At 51.1% G+C, this 17,213-nt stretch carries 14 protein-coding genes and 1 pseudogene; 2 read left to right on the forward strand and 13 right to left on the reverse strand.

Going from position 1 to position 17,213, the window contains the following annotated elements:
- Window positions 1-111: 111 nt before the first annotated feature.
- The 8 genes from IV54_RS09840 to hisS form a co-directional block, all read right to left on the reverse strand.
- Complete coding sequence (locus tag IV54_RS09840) at window positions 112-1,044, reverse strand: deoxyribonuclease IV (RefSeq protein ID WP_057879160.1); 933 nt, start codon at window positions 1,042-1,044, stop codon at window positions 112-114.
- Window positions 1,045-1,046: 2 nt separating this feature from the next.
- The gene (locus IV54_RS09845; RefSeq protein WP_057879161.1) at window positions 1,047-2,267 is read right to left on the reverse strand and encodes a CDP-glycerol glycerophosphotransferase family protein; all 1,221 of its coding nucleotides are present in this window, start codon (window positions 2,265-2,267) and stop codon (window positions 1,047-1,049) included.
- A gap of 24 nt (window positions 2,268-2,291) precedes the next feature.
- Complete coding sequence (locus IV54_RS09850) at window positions 2,292-3,101, reverse strand: ABC transporter permease (RefSeq protein WP_057879162.1); 810 nt, start codon at window positions 3,099-3,101, stop codon at window positions 2,292-2,294.
- A 33-nt stretch (window positions 3,102-3,134) separates the two neighbouring features.
- On the reverse strand, window positions 3,135-4,247 hold the full coding sequence (locus IV54_RS09855) for a CDP-glycerol glycerophosphotransferase family protein (RefSeq protein WP_083488575.1): 1,113 nt from the start codon (window positions 4,245-4,247) through the stop codon (window positions 3,135-3,137).
- Window positions 4,248-4,743: 496 nt separating this feature from the next.
- Window positions 4,744-5,619, reverse strand: coding sequence for a YitT family protein (locus IV54_RS09865; RefSeq protein ID WP_057879165.1), 876 nt, complete (start codon window positions 5,617-5,619; stop codon window positions 4,744-4,746).
- Between the two features lie 104 nt (window positions 5,620-5,723).
- Window positions 5,724-6,248 carry a peptide-methionine (S)-S-oxide reductase MsrA gene (gene msrA / locus IV54_RS09870; protein ID WP_057879166.1) on the reverse strand — a complete coding sequence of 175 codons (525 nt, stop codon included), beginning with the start codon at window positions 6,246-6,248 and terminating at the stop codon, window positions 5,724-5,726.
- Between the two features lie 189 nt (window positions 6,249-6,437).
- Complete coding sequence (gene aspS, locus IV54_RS09875; RefSeq protein WP_057879167.1) at window positions 6,438-8,237, reverse strand: aspartate--tRNA ligase; 1,800 nt, start codon at window positions 8,235-8,237, stop codon at window positions 6,438-6,440.
- A 13-nt stretch (window positions 8,238-8,250) separates the two neighbouring features.
- On the reverse strand, window positions 8,251-9,546 hold the full coding sequence (gene hisS / locus IV54_RS09880; RefSeq protein ID WP_057879168.1) for a histidine--tRNA ligase: 1,296 nt from the start codon (window positions 9,544-9,546) through the stop codon (window positions 8,251-8,253).
- Window positions 9,547-9,906: 360 nt separating this feature from the next.
- Between hisS and IV54_RS09885 the strand changes: the two genes are divergently transcribed.
- Together IV54_RS09885 and IV54_RS09890 are read left to right on the forward strand one after the other, a co-directional pair.
- Window positions 9,907-10,761, forward strand: a complete 855-nt coding sequence (locus IV54_RS09885; protein WP_057879169.1) for an N-acetylmuramoyl-L-alanine amidase family protein — start codon at window positions 9,907-9,909, stop codon at window positions 10,759-10,761.
- A 92-nt stretch (window positions 10,762-10,853) separates the two neighbouring features.
- Window positions 10,854-11,693, forward strand: a complete 840-nt coding sequence (locus tag IV54_RS09890) for a fructosamine kinase family protein (protein ID WP_057879170.1) — start codon at window positions 10,854-10,856, stop codon at window positions 11,691-11,693.
- Window positions 11,694-11,875: 182 nt separating this feature from the next.
- On the opposite strand, the gene IV54_RS09895 is transcribed toward IV54_RS09890, so the two are convergent.
- The 5 genes and pseudogenes from IV54_RS09895 to prmA all read right to left on the reverse strand — a co-directional run.
- Window positions 11,876-12,517: an HAD-IA family hydrolase gene (locus tag IV54_RS09895; RefSeq protein WP_057879171.1), complete on the reverse strand. Its 642-nt coding sequence runs from the start codon at window positions 12,515-12,517 to the stop codon at window positions 11,876-11,878.
- Between the two features lie 54 nt (window positions 12,518-12,571).
- A pseudogene (gene dtd / locus IV54_RS09900) lies at window positions 12,572-13,019 on the reverse strand (D-aminoacyl-tRNA deacylase).
- 12 nt (window positions 13,020-13,031) lie between these two features.
- Window positions 13,032-15,263, reverse strand: a complete 2,232-nt coding sequence (locus IV54_RS09905) for a RelA/SpoT family protein (protein WP_057879172.1) — start codon at window positions 15,261-15,263, stop codon at window positions 13,032-13,034.
- Between the two features lie 406 nt (window positions 15,264-15,669).
- Window positions 15,670-16,419, reverse strand: coding sequence for a 16S rRNA (uracil(1498)-N(3))-methyltransferase (locus IV54_RS09910; protein WP_057879173.1), 750 nt, complete (start codon window positions 16,417-16,419; stop codon window positions 15,670-15,672).
- Between the two features lie 2 nt (window positions 16,420-16,421).
- On the reverse strand, window positions 16,422-17,213 hold a 792-nt coding region (prmA, locus tag IV54_RS09915), incomplete at its 5' end, for a 50S ribosomal protein L11 methyltransferase (RefSeq protein WP_057879174.1).

Genomic DNA, 17,213 nt, shown 5'->3' on the forward strand with positions numbered 1-17,213 from the left:
TGTTAGTAATCAAGAAATAATCTTGATTACCAACAACAGTTATTTTAGAACCAAAAAGTCACCAGGCCTTGTGCCTAGTGACTTTTGCATATGGGTTGTTATTGAATACTTTTAACCTCTAGTTAAGTACAAGTCCTCAGGAATGCCAGCCAACACGTCGGCTTCAAAGTCTGGATTGAATCGTTGTGCCTTCAACATGGCCACTTCGTACCCGTGCGGATTAACGCCATGCTTGCGATCAGGCCCCACCACGGGCGTCTCCATAATCTTTGGCACTGTCGTTAATTGGGGATGATGAGCGATGCTATTTAGAACATCAAAGCCTAAGGTTCCCAAGCCAATATTAGTGTGGCGGTCCTTGTGGCTTCCTTGTGGATTCTTCGAGTCATTGAGGTGAATAACCTTCAGTCGATCGACGCCAATCACATGATCGAACTCGTTAAGCACCCCGTCAAAATCCGTGGCAATGTCATAACCGGCGTCGCTCGTATGACAGGTGTCAAAGCAGACCGATAGCCGGTCGTTGGCACTGGTGGCATCCATGATGGCGGCCAGTTCTTCGAAGCTGCGGCCAACCTCAGTTCCCTTACCCGCCATGGTTTCCAGGGCGATCTGAACCGGTTCGTCCGCTGCCGCCAGGATCTCATCGAGACCCTTGGCAATCTGCGCAATTGCGGCCTCCGGGCCAGCGCCAACGTGCGCGCCCGGATGCAGGACAATCTGAGTGGCCCCTAAAGCTGCGGCCCGCTTGATCTCCGCCGTCAAAAATTCCACAGCAAAGCCATAGTTCTGCGGTTTGACTGTGTTGCCAAGATTGACCACGTAAGGCGCATGAATGACCACTGCCCGTTGGTCATGATCGGCCATAAAAGCCTGACCTGCGGCAATGTTGAGCTCTTCGATCGGTTTGCGCCGCGTGTTCTGCGGAGCCCCGGTATAAATCATAAAGACATTTTCACCATACTGGGCCGCCTCCTGAGCCGATCCCAGAAACATGGGTTTGCCTTTCATGCTGACGTGTGATCCAATTAGAAATTCTGACATATTCATTCGTCCTTTCCACTGATGATTAAATCTGCAACACGTTGACTGGCTGTGCCATCTTCCCAGGCACAGAACTTGTGGTTAAATGCCGCCTGTTTCTCACGGTAGGCTGGGAAGTCCCCTTGTTGTTGCCACTCGTCGAGCTGGTCGTAGAAGGCTGTTGCCGTGGTAACCAAGGGACCCGGAATTTCCTTTTGATAGTCAAAATAGAACCCGCGAAGCTGATCGCGATAATGTTCCAGGTCGTAGGCAAAGAAAAGTTGGGGCCGCTTTAGGTTCGCAAAGTCGAACATGACCGATGAATAATCCGTGATCAACAGGTCCGTAATCAGGTAGAGTTCGGCGATGTCGGTATCGGCCAACACTGTCACCCGGTCCTCGAAGCCGCGAATATTCACGGCATCCTTGACCAGATAGTGTGGCCGAATAATCAGATGGGTCCCTGCTGGCACATGCTTGAAGAAGTTTCCGAGATCAAACGGCAGATCGAAGCGATAGACGCCTTCGCTCACAGCCATGTCGTCACGCCAGGTCGGCGCATACGTCACCACTGGCCCACTGACGGGACCCAACAACCGTTGCCGAAGCGCGGCAATCTTGGCCGGTTGATTCTCGTTATAGAGCACATCATTGCGGGGATAGCCCACCGTTAAAAAGTGCCCGCGATAACCAAAGGCCCGCTTAAAGATATCTCGCGAATACTGGTTCGGCGCAATCAAGTAATCCCAGCGTGAGGACGCCGTCACGAACTGCTGATGGTAATCAGCTGTGGACGTTCCGGGGATGGCGACATGTTCGATGTCGGCTCCCAACTTCTTTAGCGGCGTCCCATGCCACGTTTGAATGGTACGGGTGTGCCGGTTGGACCGCCACCAATTCGGCAGACGCGAGTTCAACACCCAGTACTGGGCTCTGGCCATGAGCCAGACCCACTTGGGCGTAAACCGCCGAACCAATTGGACCTCAGGATACTGTCGTTTTAATTTGGCATACTCTCTGGGTTTCACACTGAAGTAAGCCGTCTGACGATAACGCGGGTCGCTAGCCACCAACGCCCGGTATATCGCTGCCGGATTGTCGTTGACGTCCTTCCCGTTAAAGCTTTCAAAGAGGACTAGTCGCCGTTTAATGGGTAAACAAATGAGCCCATCGTTCAAGACGATGAGCCCATAACGAGCAACTAGCTTCAATGACTGAGTAATCTTGCGAACTGCCTTAGTCATGACGCGTGCTCCTTTCAAATTCAACTAGATTAAATCAACGAACCGTGACCGGAACTTGAAGTGCAAGTGTGATCCCACTAAGAAGACGATGAATACGAATAACCAGAATTCTAGCGTCAACAGTGGCCGATCCCAGAACCATCCTGTTCCCAGGAAGGATTCCCGGAAACCAGAAACAATGTAGTAGTAAGGGTTCAATTCCAACAAGTGGACGAATGGTGCGGGGAACGACGTCGTCACGAAGTTAAACAGCACCCCAGACATGTAGAATAACATCCGCATCAAGGATTGTAACAAGATGTGATAGTCTCGAACCAACACACTGATACAAGAATTGAAGATCCCTAATGCCACTAACATACAGATCATGGCAAAGAAATAGTAGATCCACTGGAACCAAGCAACCTTAGGATAAACACCGTTCAAGGCCCCGATAAAGACGGAGAAGACCATCATCGTCCAGAAGGAACTCAGATTGCTGACGATCTTAATCGTTGGTAAAGCGGACACGGGGAACTTCATCTTGGCGACCATGTTGACCCGTTGGAAGATACTCTTTGAAGCATCCAAAGTGGCGCGGTTCATGAAGAACCATGCCGAGTACCCGATAACCATCCATGGCAAGTAACTAACCCCGTTCAATGGTTGACCATGTTTCAAACCAACACCGAACACCAACCAGTAAATTCCGATTTGGATTAAGGGATATAAGTATTCCCACATTAAACCTAAGTAATGACTTTGATAACTGGCTTGATCCTCATAACGGGAAATCCGTAAGATAATCCCCAAACTTGAAATCTGCTCTTTAAATAAGGTGATAACCTCTTTCAAGGCACTGCACTCCTTTAATTTTTAATCGTTAACCTAGTTAAGCAGATCAACGTAACGCCGGATAACCCGCGCAGTGGCGGCTCCGTCGTTAGCAGTATTCCAGTGGCGGTTGAACTGAGTGAAATCAGTCGCCTCGTCGGCCGTAATTGCTGCTGCCAATTGCGCATTCGTCATGAGCATTGGACTTGGCAACCAATCAGCAAGGTCGCTTTGAACCCCAGGATTTTGCTGATAAGCTGGTAAATCAAAAAGATAAAATAGCAAACTGTGTGCATTAGGCAACAGGCTGTAGTCGAATGCCACGGAAGAATAGTCAGTGACCAAGGTTTCGGCAACCGTCAATAACTCCGTCGTACTCAGGTGTTTAGCCACCACAACCTGGGGACCTAATTCACGCTGTAACTGTTCCGCGGCGTTCGCTAAGGCCGGGTGGAGCTTAACCACCACCTTGGCCTTAGGATCCGCACGCAACGCTGCCGCTAACCCTTTCGGGGGGGTAAATGTGACCCCTTCGCGATACGTTGGTGCATACAGAATAACCCGCTGGTCAACCAACTCTGGTGCTAACCGCACAACCCGCTCGTGGGTCTGGTCTCGCCAGTTAGGGTCTAACAACCGATCGGAACGTGGGTAACCCAGAACGTGCATCCGCTGGGCTGACGCCCGGTAGCTGCGTTCAAACACCTGGGCCATGGCCGGGGCTCCCACAACGTATTCGTCGAAGTGGTCATACACGGCTTGGAACCGCCGTTGATCACTTGCCGAACGTTCTGGCGTCGTGGGATCCTCCCAACCGAAGCGTTTGATTGCTCCGGCGGCATGCCACAACTGCACGATCCGCATATTTGCCGGATGTGCCAGCCCACCGAGAAATGCGTAATAGTTATCGCAGAATAAGACCTTAGCGTGCATAACAACGGGAATCCCCGTCAACACGAACCGCAACCCATCCTGAAATTCCTGTATTCGAATTCCATCGTCAACCAATTGCTCCGCCGCAGCGCGTTGTTTCGGCCGGTAAAGCACCCACAACTGCCGATCCGGCGGTAACGACTGGGCCATTTCCCGTATAAAAGGGACGTTGTCGTCAAAGCTCATGAGGTAAACCACATCACGCCTCGACCGCCAACGCCATAGCTGCGACATTAGTCGAACTAACCATAAATAAATCTCTTTCACGTTCATCACCAATATCACTTATTTTCGCTACCCATAACACCGAGAATTATACCACATCTGCCCGGTGAACCTAGAGAATTTTAAAAAGGCTTAAGAAACAGATGAGAGAGTGTGACTAAAGGCGGTTAATCAATGAGCATTAACGTCGATAGATGGCTAATCCCGGTCTTGGATTGTTTGTCTAGCGGGGTTAAGCGGAGTTGACTGCCTTTTGTCACACGTTTCAACTATCAATGTTCAGAGCACAAAACGAGCCTGAGATTTGTGTCCCAGGCCCTCACCTTTCTGGTGTTTTTGCTTATATGGTTCTTGACTGCATGCTTTTAAATTACATAGTCGAAACGTGCGCCCCAGGGCAGCTGGTTCCGCTTAAACCTGACAAGCAAATAATCCAAGACCAGGATTATCTGCTTGTCAGCCTTAATGCTCGCCAGCTAACCGCCCTTGAGCACACTCTTATCTTTTACCACTTTGGCTCGTAGAAATGCCCCAGCACCTTCACCGTATCGGAGATGCTGACGAAGGCCTTAGGATCGGCCTCTTCCATCGCCGTTTCCAGCGCATCCATTTCGTAACGCGTAATCACCGTGAAGAGAATCGTCTTCTCATCGTGGTGATAGGCCCCTTCTGCGCCGTGGACAATCGTGATCCCCCGTCGCATGTGGTTTTGAATACTGTCAATCACGGTCTTTGGTCGATCCGTGATGACCATGACCTGCATCCGCTGTTGCCGCGTAAAGGTCATGTCGATGACCTTGGCATTCACGTAGAGTTCCAAGGCTGAATACAAGGCGTATGGCCAACCGTAAACAAAGCCCGCACTGATCACAATCAGACTGTTGAAGGCAATGTTAATGGTTCCCATGCTCCGTCCGGTCTTCCGCCGAACGACAATTCCGATGATATCCAATCCCCCGGTAGAGATCCCATTCTTCAATGCGAACCCCGTACCGAAGCCGTTGACAGCACCCCCGAAGATCGCACAAATAATAGGGTCACTGGTCAAATGAATTGGTTGAATCAACCGAATCATAATTGACGCGAATAGCACACAAATAAAAGTAAATACAGTGAACGTTTTGCCGATTCGTTTCCACGCCAACACAAACATTGGGATATTAATCAGAAACAACCCCAAGGCAGTGGTGATATGAAAAGCCCCGAGACCCGCGGTTAACGTGTTAACCAATTGGGCCAGCCCGGTCACACCTGACGAATAAATCTTACCAGGTGTCCAAAAGAAGTTCACCGCGATCGACACCAGTAACCCGTAGAAGAACGCTACGGAAAACTTTGTCGTGTAGGTATGCCGTTTCATTAACTGCTGCACATCATCCATGATTTAAAACCCGACCTCACTTATTTCCATCGTTGTTATTGCTCGGCTTAGTATAGCATTTATCCCCCGTGGCGGCCACGACCAAACCGATCTCTTAGTGACTTCTAATTTTTCCAATTCTTCGCAATGAAGTCCGCCCGACCGCCAGCTTCCTGTTCGGCATAAACCCGCGGATTCTTCTTATAGAATTCCTGATGCCGCTCTTCGGCCACGTAAAACGGTTGAACTTCTTCAATTTTAGTGACGATTGGCTGGTCGAATTGCTCCCGATCCTGGAGGGCCTGGCGTGAAGCTTCAGCGACAGCTCGTTGGGCCGGACTGTTAACAAAGATCACGGGTCGGTAGTTGTCCCCCCGGTCCTGAAACTGGCCACTGGCGTCGGTTGGGTCCGTCTGTTGCCAATACAGGCTGACCAATTTGTCGTATGAAATAACCTGCGGATCGAACCAAATTTTCACGGCCTCCGTGTGACCAGTCGTCTGGCTTTTGACCTGTTCGTAGGTCGGATTAGGCACGGTTCCCCCGGTGTAGCCTGAAAGCACTTTTTGAATTCCGGGTAACGTTTCAAAAGGCTGGACCATACACCAAAAACACCCGCCGGCAAAAATTGCTGTTTCCGTTTCACTCATCATAATCACTCCAATTTCTAATGTTTCCATTAAACGTCTTTTCAGGGCTCAGGTCAACCCGTCACCGGGTTAACCACCGTCAGTGCCCACGGTTCAGGGGGATCATCATTAAAAAAAGACTGACCGATCACCCAGATGAGTGATCGGTCAGTCTCATTAATTTAGTGTCTTAGTTGTCCGGAACGCAGCCTACTTATCGGCTGGTTCGTCGGGCGTAATCTGCAAGTCCAAGTCAACCAATTGCTTGTCAGCAACCGTGCTTGGGGCTTCCGTCATTGGTTCCGTGGCCTTCGAGTTCTTAGGGAAGGCAATCACGTCACGAATGTTGTCGCGCTTAGCTAACAGGCGGGCAAAACGGTCCAACCCGATAGCTAAACCACCATGAGGTGGGAACCCGTAATCCAAGGCTCTCAGTAAGAACCCGAATTGCTTGTCGGCACGTTCAGGCGTAAAGCCTAAGGCCTTGAGCATCTTCATTTGAAGTTCACGGGTGTGAATCCGGATGGATCCCCCACCTAATTCCAAACCGTTCAGGATGATGTCATAACTCTGAGCGTAGGCCTTGTGTGGGTCTTCGCCGTCGTTCAAGTAATGTGCATCCCCTTCGGCAGGCATCGTGAATGGGTGATGGGCTGGAACCCAACGCTTTAAGTCGACATCGTAGTCGAACAGTGGCCAGTTGACGATCCAAAGGAAGGCCCACTTGTTCTTGTCAATCATGTCTTGTTCCTTGGCAATGGCCACCCGCAGGAAACCCAAGGTTTGGGCAACGACACGCTTGGAGTCAGCGGCGAACAGCAACAGGTCGCCGCTCTTGGCACCAGTTGCTTCGGTGATCTGCTTGAACCAGTCGCCTTCCTTGAAGAACTTCGCGATAGGGCCACTAAAACCATCATCGGTTACCTTCATCCAAGCTAAGCCCTTAGCACCGAAACGTTCGATGTATTGGCCGTACTTGTCGATATCCTTACGGCTGTACTTGTCAGCACCACCAGGAACGGCGATTGCCTTGACTTGGCCACCGTTAGCAACGGCGCCAGAGAAGACCTTGAAGTCGGTGTTGGCCATGATAGCCGACAAGTCCTTCAATTCCATGCCGAACCGGACATCTGGTTGGTCGGTCCCGAAGCGCGCCATGGAGTCGTCCCAGTCCATCCGTTCGAATGGTAACTTGACGTCCACGTTTAACGTGTCCTTCATGACCTTAGCGATCAGGCCTTCGGTAATGTCTTGAATTTCTTCAGCGGTCAGGAATGACGTTTCCAAATCGATCTGCGTAAATTCTGGTTGACGGTCACCCCGCAAGTCTTCATCACGGAAACAACGCGCGATTTGGTAGTAACGGTCAAAACCAGATCCCATTAACAACTGCTTGAACAGTTGTGGAGATTGTGGCAAGGCGTAGAAGTGGCCCTTGTAGATCCGTGAAGGCACCAGGTAGTCACGGGCACCTTCTGGCGTCGACTTGGTTAAGTCCGGCGTTTCGATGTCAACGAACCCATTTTGGTCGAAGTAGCTGTGCACGGACTGTACAATCCGGTTACGCAGCATCAATGACCGTTGCATTTCTGGACGACGTAAGTCCAGGTAACGGTACTTCAGCCGTAAATCATCGGAAGCGTTGACGCCATCCTTGATTTCAAATGGTAAGTCCTTGGCCTTGTTTAAGAGGTTGATGCCGGTAACTCGGACTTCAACCTTCCCCGTACGCATGTCAGGATTGATTTCCTTTGGTGTCCGGGCAACAACTTTTCCTTGGACTTCGATCACGTATTCGCTACGAAGTTGGTCGGCAACGGCTAAGGCGTCCTTGTCGTATTCTTCACTGAAGACCAATTGAACCAAGCCTTCACGGTCGCGCAAATCAACGAAGATCAGGCTCCCAAGGTCCCGGCGCTTCTGCACCCAACCCTTTAAAACGACAGTTTGATCGAGGTATTGTTCATCGACTAAGCCGGCGTAAGTGGTCCGTTTTAAATTCTTTTCCATAACTTTTCCCCTCTTATTTCGCCGTAAACTTGGTAGCCACGACTTTTTCAAAATCTTGATAAATATCGGCTAATGGCACGCTGATTTCTTCACCCGTTGCCATCGACTTCAGGTTGGCCGTTTGGTCAGCCAATTCCTGACTCCCAATCGTCAACGTGTAAGCCGCTGACAAACGGTTGGCTGTCTTGAATTGGGCCTTAGGTTTGCGACCCAAGTAGTCTCGGTCGGCGGTTAAACCAGCCGCTCTGATCGACTGAACCAACTTCAAGGTTTCCAATGACGTATCGTCACCGATACCAACCACGTAGACGTCTAAGGCATTGTCGTTTGGCACGGCAACCTTCTCGGCCTGCATCAATAAGACCAGACGTTCCACCCCAAGACCGAAACCAACACCCGGCATGTCAGGTCCACCCAGTTCTTCCACGAGACCATTGTAGCGGCCCCCAGCAAGAACAGTGGTGTACCCTTCACCTAAGGCTGGTGAATCAGCCATGATTTCAAAGATGGTGTGGTTGTAGTAATCCAACCCCCGAACCATGGTAGCATCAACGTCATAGGCAATGCCTAAGGCGTCTAAGCTGGCCTTAACGCGATCAAAGTGACTTGTGGCGGCTGGCGTCAGGAAGTCCAAGATGGATGGCGCATCGGCCACGATGGCCTGGTCATGCTTGTCCTTACTGTCAAGGACCCGCAATGGATTTTTGTGCAGCCGAACCTTGGAATCGTCACTCAATTCGTCAAAGTGAGGTTCCAAGAAGTCGATCAAGGCTTGACGGTAAGCATCGCGAGATTCCTTGTCACCCAAAGTGTTCAAGGCTAACCGCAAATGCTTCAAGCCCAACTTGCCTAAGAGGCTCATCCCCAAAGCAATGACTTCGACATCTAATTCAGGGGCGTCACTCCCAAAGGCTTCCACCCCGATCTGATGGAATTGACGTTGCCGACCTGATTGGGGCCGTTCGTAACGGAACATTGGTCCCATGTAGTAAACCTTGTAAGGCTTCTGGGTCTCGGGACCGTAAAGCTTGTTTTCAACAAAGGCCCGAACAACTCCGGCCGTTCCTTCTGGCCGTAAGGAGAGGTGGCGATCACCCTTGTCCTTAAAGTCGTACATTTCCTTGGTCACGATATCGGACGTATCGCCTGAGGTGCGTGAGAAGACCTCAAAATTTTCAAACATCGGGGTCCGAATCTCATCGAAGCGGTAGGTCGCAAACAGCTTGCGGGCCGTGGCTTCGACGTATTGCCAGATCTGTGAGTCGCCTGGTAAGATGTCGGCCGTTCCCTTTGGTCGTTGATAACGCATGAGCATTCTCCCTTTCTACGCCTGCTGAAAATAAAAAACGCCCCTGTCAATAGACAAGGGCGCAGGTATGCACGGTACCACCTTTAATAATTTCTCTGCAGGATAACGTTGCAAACGAATGACGGGCAACCGTCATTAGCCTCAAAAGTGTCTTCGAAGTCACGCCGCTAACCGCTCTCAGCAACACGGTCTCTCTGGAAACGGGCTTCCTTCTACTAATCTTTCTCATTGGCAATCTATTTTATTCTTCCTAAGCTTACTGAAATGGGCGTGAAAAGTCAAGGTGACTTACCTGAAATTTAACAGGAATGAAAGCCTGACGTGGTATAATAAAAACTAATTTATTTAAGGAGATTTCATATGCATTTTAAACCACGCAACTGGCCGGGAATCATTACCGCGCTGGTTATCCTCTTGGTTGCCGGGGGGCTACTCTTTAGCTTTACCCGCAGCAACTCTGTGACCGCCACCATCAGTAACCTCAACCTGCGTGACGGGCCGGGACTGACCTACAAGGTCACCCACAAAATTGAAAAAAATACCCGTCTCACCATTATCGGTGAAAAGGACAACTGGTATCACGTTCGCGATCACAACAACCATTTCGGTTGGGTGGCCAGCTGGCTGGTCGATCATCCAGGCAAATTGAAACGGGCTACTAGCCTCTCCGAAGCTACCATCGTGCTCGATCCGGGACACGGAGGTAACGACTCTGGAGCCCTCTCCATCGACCAGAAGCATAACGAGAAGACGTACACATTGGCCATGGCGCGACAGGTTGCCAAGCAACTCCGTGCGACCGGCGCTCACGTTATCATGACGCGTGACAGTGACAAGTACGTCAGCCTGCCGGATCGGCCATCGTTGGCCAATACCAAGCAAGCCAGTGCCTTCATCAGTTTTCATTTTGACTCCTCGCCCTCTAGTAACTTAGCCTCCGGGACCACGACCTACTATTACCACCGCGACACGTCCTACGAACTGGCTGAGGATATCAACGGTGAGATGAACGACCTCCCCCTCCAGAATCGAGGCATTAAGTACGGCAACTTCGAAGTTATCCGAGACAACAATCGGCCTTCCTTGTTGCTCGAAATGGGCTACATCAACACCAAGAAGGATTTCCATTACATTCAAAGTACCCAGTATCAGAAACAAGTGGCGACCCGCGTCGTCAAGGGCTTGAGCACCTACTTTAAGGCCGGAAACTCTTAGCCATGGTGTTACAATAGAGTCGTCAGAGGACGTCGTTAGTCAGGATCATCTGGCTCACGGCGTCCTTTATTTTCGCGAAAGAAGGTTTTTCAATGTTATCTTCTGAATGGCTAGCCCAACTCCCGCTCCGGCAGGTCACCGGAGTGGACCCGGTCTCCGGTGGGGACATCAACGATGCCTATCGCCTGCAAACCGCCGAGGGGCCGTACTTTCTGCTAGTTCAACCACACACATCAGCCGCCTTTTATGACCACGAGGTCGCGGGCCTCCACGCCTTGGGTCAGGCCATCAACGTGCCCGAGGTCCTCGGGTCGGGTCAGATCGACGGCGATGCTTACCTAATTTTGGAATATCTAGAAATTGGTCAAGGCAGTCAATGTGAACTCGGCGAGGCTGTGGCTCGGGTTCATCAGGTCACCGCACCCCGATTCGGCTTCGACCAAAACAATTTAACCGATAAGCTACCTAAGAACAATACCTGGCAAGCTGACTGGACCCACTTCTATCTGGAACAACGTCTCGATCCCCTGGTTAAAAGGGCCCAGGAACATCACCTCTGGAATGCTGATCGCCAACAAGCCTACGATCGCGTCCGTCAGAACATCATCGACGAGAATCAGCATCGCCAAATTACCCCCTCGCTGCTACATGGGGATTTGTGGTCCGGCAACTACCTCTTCACGGCCGACGGCACACCGACTCTGATTGATCCCGATGTCCTGTACGGTGACCGGGAGTTTGATCTCGCTATGACCACCATCTTCGGGGGGTTCTCCGCTGACTTCTATCGTGGCTATCAAGAACGCTATCCGTTAACGGCCGGCTATCAGGAACGCCTACCCCACTACCAACTCTACTACCTATTGGCGCACCTGAACCTCTTTGGGGAAACCTATGGTGGAGCCGTGGATAGTGTATTGGCCCGCGGCTAAAATATTATGTAAGTTAAAGGCGTCCTACCGGGAATGGTGGAACGCCTTGTTTTTGAACAATTCTATATAGTCGAGACGTGTAAAAAAGGGCAGCCGACTCCGCTTAACATTGATAACCAAGAAATCCCAAAACGGGATTTCTCGGTTATCAATGTTAATGCTCGCCGGCTAAACGCCCTTTTTTACACGCTTAACCATTCCTGCAACTCCGCCATCCGGGTCACGCGCACTTCTGGTTGGCTCTCGTCCACAATCATGTGTTCCGGATCGAACATGGCCCCCGCCATACCAGCGCGGTGACCCGCCGCAATATCCAGGTTGCGGTCACCGATCATTATGGCCGCCTTGGGGTCAATGTCATAACGCGTCAACAGGGACTGTAAGCCACTGGGATCCGGCTTACGGGGAAAGTGATCATCGGCCGTCACCATGTCAGTAAAGTAATCCGCTAAGCCCAGATCACCTAGAAAGTCCAATGCCCCCTTGTCACGATGCGTCTCCAGGTAATTGTGGCCCCCGGCGGCGACAATCGCTGACAACAGATCGGCCACCCCATCGAAGACCCCGGCATTGGCAATCGCTTCGCCCACAGACCGTTGATAGATCTTTCGCAGACGTTCCTCATCCAACTGGTACTCGGCCATGAATCGTTGGAAGGCCGTGCCCACACTGTGCTGCCGCATGGCTTGGTAAATAGCTTCCGTATCGATCTCAAAATCATTGACGCCACTGGCTACCAGGGCGTCGCTAAAGGCCCGCACCATCCCCGGGTACGTATTCACCAGCGTGCCATCAAAATCCCAAAAGTAATGTTGATAACGCATCATTTTCCTCCTAAAAAAGGAGTCGGACTGTGCCGACCCCCTCGTGATCATTGTTTACTTGTGATCTGTGTCAAACCAGATCGTAACTGGGCCATCATTGACTAAGGCCACCTGCATGTCAGCACCGAAGACCCCGGTTGCTACGGGAATCCCCGTGGCCGCCATCTTCTGATTAAATTCGTCATAAATCTTTTCGGCATGGGCCGGGTCACCGGCATTCCACGAAGCTCGGCCGGTTGCCCTTCTTGGTGTTGGCGTAAAGCGTGAATTGGGACACAGAGAGCACGCTACCGTCGACGTCGTTCAGGCTCAAGTTCATTTTGTCATCAGCGTCTTCAAAGACCCGTAGCTTGCTAATCTTGCGTACCAGGTAGTCCACCTCTTCGCTGGTGTCACTATCCTCGGCACCGACCAACAGGCAGAAACCTTTTTTAATGGCCCCATGAACCTCACCGTCAATAGTGACGGAAGCTTCACTGACTTTTTGCAATAGAATTCGCATATTGACCCTCTTTTAGTGGAACGCCCGCTTAACCACGTAGACGTCCGCAATGTTTTTAATATTATCCATGATTCGCTGTAACTCGATCAGGTTCCGCGTTCCCAAACTAATGGAAATAGTAGCCATCTTGTTGTGGTCAACCTTCCCATTAATGGACGTGAGGTACTTGGTGCTGTTGTTAATGGACCGCAGCACATCGTTCAACAGCCCATTACGATTGTAGCCTTGCACTTCGATATCGGCGTTGTAGTTGGTCTTATCGCCGGCGAGATTCCCCCAGCGAACCGACACAATTCGTTCGCCATTATCCTCAGCATGCCGGACATTTGGGCAATCCGTCCGGTGCACGGAAACCCCGCGCCCCTTGGTAATGTACCCAATGATGTCATCGCCAGGAACCGGTGAACAACAGTGACTCAACCGAATCAACAGGTTGTCGACTCCTTCGATAACCACGCCATCGGTGTCTTTATTCTTGCGATCCTTCTTGTCACTCTCCGGATCATTCTTGATCGTTTGATGCTCTTCCAGCAGTTCCCGTTCCTCTTGCCGCCGGCGTTCGTCCTCAGCGGCCTGACGGACATCATCCGTCAACCGGTTCACCACGCCGCGTGGTTGAACATCTCCAAAACCGATCGCTGCTAGCAAATCATCGGCGTGTTGATAATGCATCTTACCGATCACTTTTTCCATGTTGGCCTTGGTCATCAGGGCCTTGGGATCGTAACCCATTTCACGTAAGAGCCGTTCGATAGAATCCTGTCCTTGAACAATATTCTTTTCGCGATCACTCTGCCGGAAGAACTGCTTGATCTTGTTACGGGCCCGCCGCGTCGAGACCAACTTCATCCAATCTCGACTAGGACCAGCCGAACTGGACGACGTGCGAATATCGACGATGTCCCCGTTCTTAATCTCGTAGTTCAGGGGGACAATCTTCCCATTGATAGTGGCCCCGGTGGTATGGTGCCCCACCTCGGTATGGATGGCATAGGCCATGTCTAATGGTCCGGAACCCTTCGGCAGTTCCAGCACGTCGCCCTTAGGGGTAAACGCGTAAACGTGATCGCCAAAGAGTTCCCCTTTGACACTGTCCATAAAGTCGGAGGCGTCATCGGTATCTTCCTGTAGTTCAATGATGTGCTTGAAAATATTGAGCTTGTCGCCGGAATTGGTTTCTTGAACCTTGTCCTTGACCCCTTCCTTGTAAGCCCAGTGCGCCGCCACCCCATATTCGGCAACGGCGTGCATTTCCTTGGTTCGGATTTGCACTTCGAGGGGCTTACCTTCAGGGCCAATCACCGTGGTATGCAGGGATTGGTACATGTTGGCCTTAGGCATCGCGATGTAGTCCTTGAAACGGCCAGGCATTGGCTTCCACTGAGAGTGAATTGCCCCGAGCACTGCATAACAGTCCTTGATGGTATCCACGATCACCCGGATCGCCAGCAAATCATAGATTTGACTAAATTGTTTGTGTTGATCCTTCATCTTCCGGTAAACGGAATAGATGTGCTTGGGCCGGCCATAGATCTCGGGCTTTAAATTCAGGTCCGCGATGGATGACTGAATCACCTTGATGGCAGCGGCAATGTACTGTTCTCGCTGGTCTCGCCGTGAATTCATGAGGTGCACGATCCGATAATATTGTTGGGGGTTCAGGTAACGGAGCGAAACATCCTCGAGCTCCCACTTGATCGTACTAATCCCCAAACGATCGGCCAGTGGGGCATAGATTTCCAGCGTTTCATTGGCAATCCGCCGTTGTTTGTCCGGCCGCAAGTGCTGTAACGTCCGCATATTGTGGAGTCGATCGGCTAACTTAACGATCATGACCCGAATATCCTTGGACATGGCCAGCAAGAGTTTCCGGTGGTTTTCTGCCAACTGTTCTCGGTTCGACTTGTATTTAATCTTCCCAAGCTTGGTGACGCCATCCACAATCAAGGCCACGTCGTCACCGAAGAGTTCACGCACGTCACTCAACGTCACCCCGGTGTCTTCCACGATATCGTGTAAGAACCCGGCGGAAACTGTTTCGGGATCCATATTCAGATCGGCTAAAATGCCGGCAACCTGAATAGGATGCATGATGTAAGGTTCACCAGATTGACGGAATTGATCTTTGTGCGCTACCGTCGCAAAATGACAGGCCTTAACCACCATTTCCACGTGTTGTGCATTCATATATTTGCTAACTCGAGCAATTACTTCTTCAGCTGTCCAGACGCGTTCCTTGGTCATATTGAACGCCACCACCCTTAAATTTTAAAATTTATGATTCGACAGATTTCTTCGTTTGTGTTAACCCGTAGCCTAAATAGGACAGGCAGAGATAAACAATTGCAAAATACCGGGTATATTGTGGCAAGAAAAGCATTGCCCCAATTAAATATACCATGGGCCAAATGATGACCCACCAACCGGGTTGTGATCGCCGAAAAATCCAACGCCCCAACATCACAGCTAACAGCCCATTAATGACAATTAAGAGGCCCCCAAAACGCCAAACCGGGCTAATTCCAATCCAAGTTGCTAAAGCCGGAACCAGTAACGCCAGCCGATCCTTTCTAGAACTGCCATATGCCCTCACCCATCTCTCATGATAATTGCAACCATTTTAGCATGTTTTCAGCTAGATTTCATTAAGTTATCTTGGGGTTTGTAACTCCAAGACCATTGATGTTGCCGCCAGGAGATATAACGGCGCCGTTTCGGTCCGTAAAATTCGCGGTCCCAGACCCACAAGTGTCGTCTGTGCCGCCGTCGCCTGTTCAACTTCGGCGGGACTAATCCCACCTTCAGGACCAAAGATGGTCAGGAGCGTTTGTCCCGGTCTTAGAGCCGTTAGCTGTTGATTTAAGGCACTCTGCTCCCCTTGCTTGGCTGATTCTTCATAAGCCATCAAGCGGACGTCTACCGGCTGTTTAAGCACGTCAGCCAGACTGGCCGCATAGCTAACCTCCGGCCGGTGTAAACGATGAGATTGTTCGGCCGCAGCCGCCGCAATCTTATTCAACCGGGCGACCTTCTTGCCAGCTTTGTTGCCTTGCCACTTAGCCACCGACCAATCGGCAGCGTAGAAGACAATGTTCGTCACGCCTAATTCCGTGGCCTTTTGGGTAATCCACTCGGACTTTTCCTGCTTGGGTAACCCACACGCGATGGTCACAGCCACTGGCAATTCGACCTCGGGCGTCGGCACCGCCGTCAGCGTCACCGTGGCTTCGGGTTCCATGACCGTGAGCGATCCCACAAAGAGGTGGGCCGTGCTATCAACAAATTCCGCCTGATCACCTATCTGGGCCCGCATAACGCGGATCCAGTGACGGGCAATCGTTTCCGGCAAGACCAGGTGATCACCGGTCTGATGCGGGTCATCTAAGAAATAACGTTGCATGCCTACTCATCCTCCGTTGGCTTGTGGGCAATCACGCCACGCCAATCCTTCATTTGTAGAATGTTATCAATGATAAAGCCTTGTTTCTTCTGCGCAGCCACCACGGTCTCCAGCTTATCGGCAATGATGCCCGACGTCAGAAAGTAACCACCGGGCGTTAAGTTTTCCCAGACTTGAGGGACCAGCGGTAAAATAATCTCCGCCAAGATGTTAGCCACGACCAGGTTTACGGGTTGGTGAATGCCCTTCAAAAGATCGTTAGGCTTAGCCACCACGTCACTGGCGACCGGATTCAAGTCAAGATTAGTCTTAGCTGAACGTACGGCGACTTCGTCGAGATCAAACGCAGTGATGGCCTTGACCCCCATAAGTTTAGCCGCAATGCTCAATACCCCGGAACCCGTGCCCACGTCATACATGGTTTCGCCACCGCGAACCACCATTTCTAAGGCTGTCAAGGACAGCCGGGTCGTGGGATGGGTCCCCGTTCCGAAGGCCATTCCGGGATCTAGCCTGATCACTTTTTCCTCAGGCTGTTCGGGTTGATAGTCTTCCCAACTTGGCGTCACCGTCAAGTAGCGGGTCACGCGAACTGGATGGTAATACTTCTGCCAGGCCGTTGCCCAACTCACATCATCAACGGCAGCTGTCGTGACCGTCCCAGGAAGTGGATCCAGGCCAAATTTAGCCAGACCAGCGACCCGTTGCTTAATGGTGGGTAAAATTTCTGGAATAAAAAGGCTCTTTGTCAAATGGTGTTGAAGGATAGTTTCTATCCTTTGGAGATCTCCTCG

Source organism: Levilactobacillus paucivorans, assembly GCF_001437125.1.
Lineage (GTDB): Bacteria > Bacillota > Bacilli > Lactobacillales > Lactobacillaceae > Levilactobacillus > Levilactobacillus paucivorans.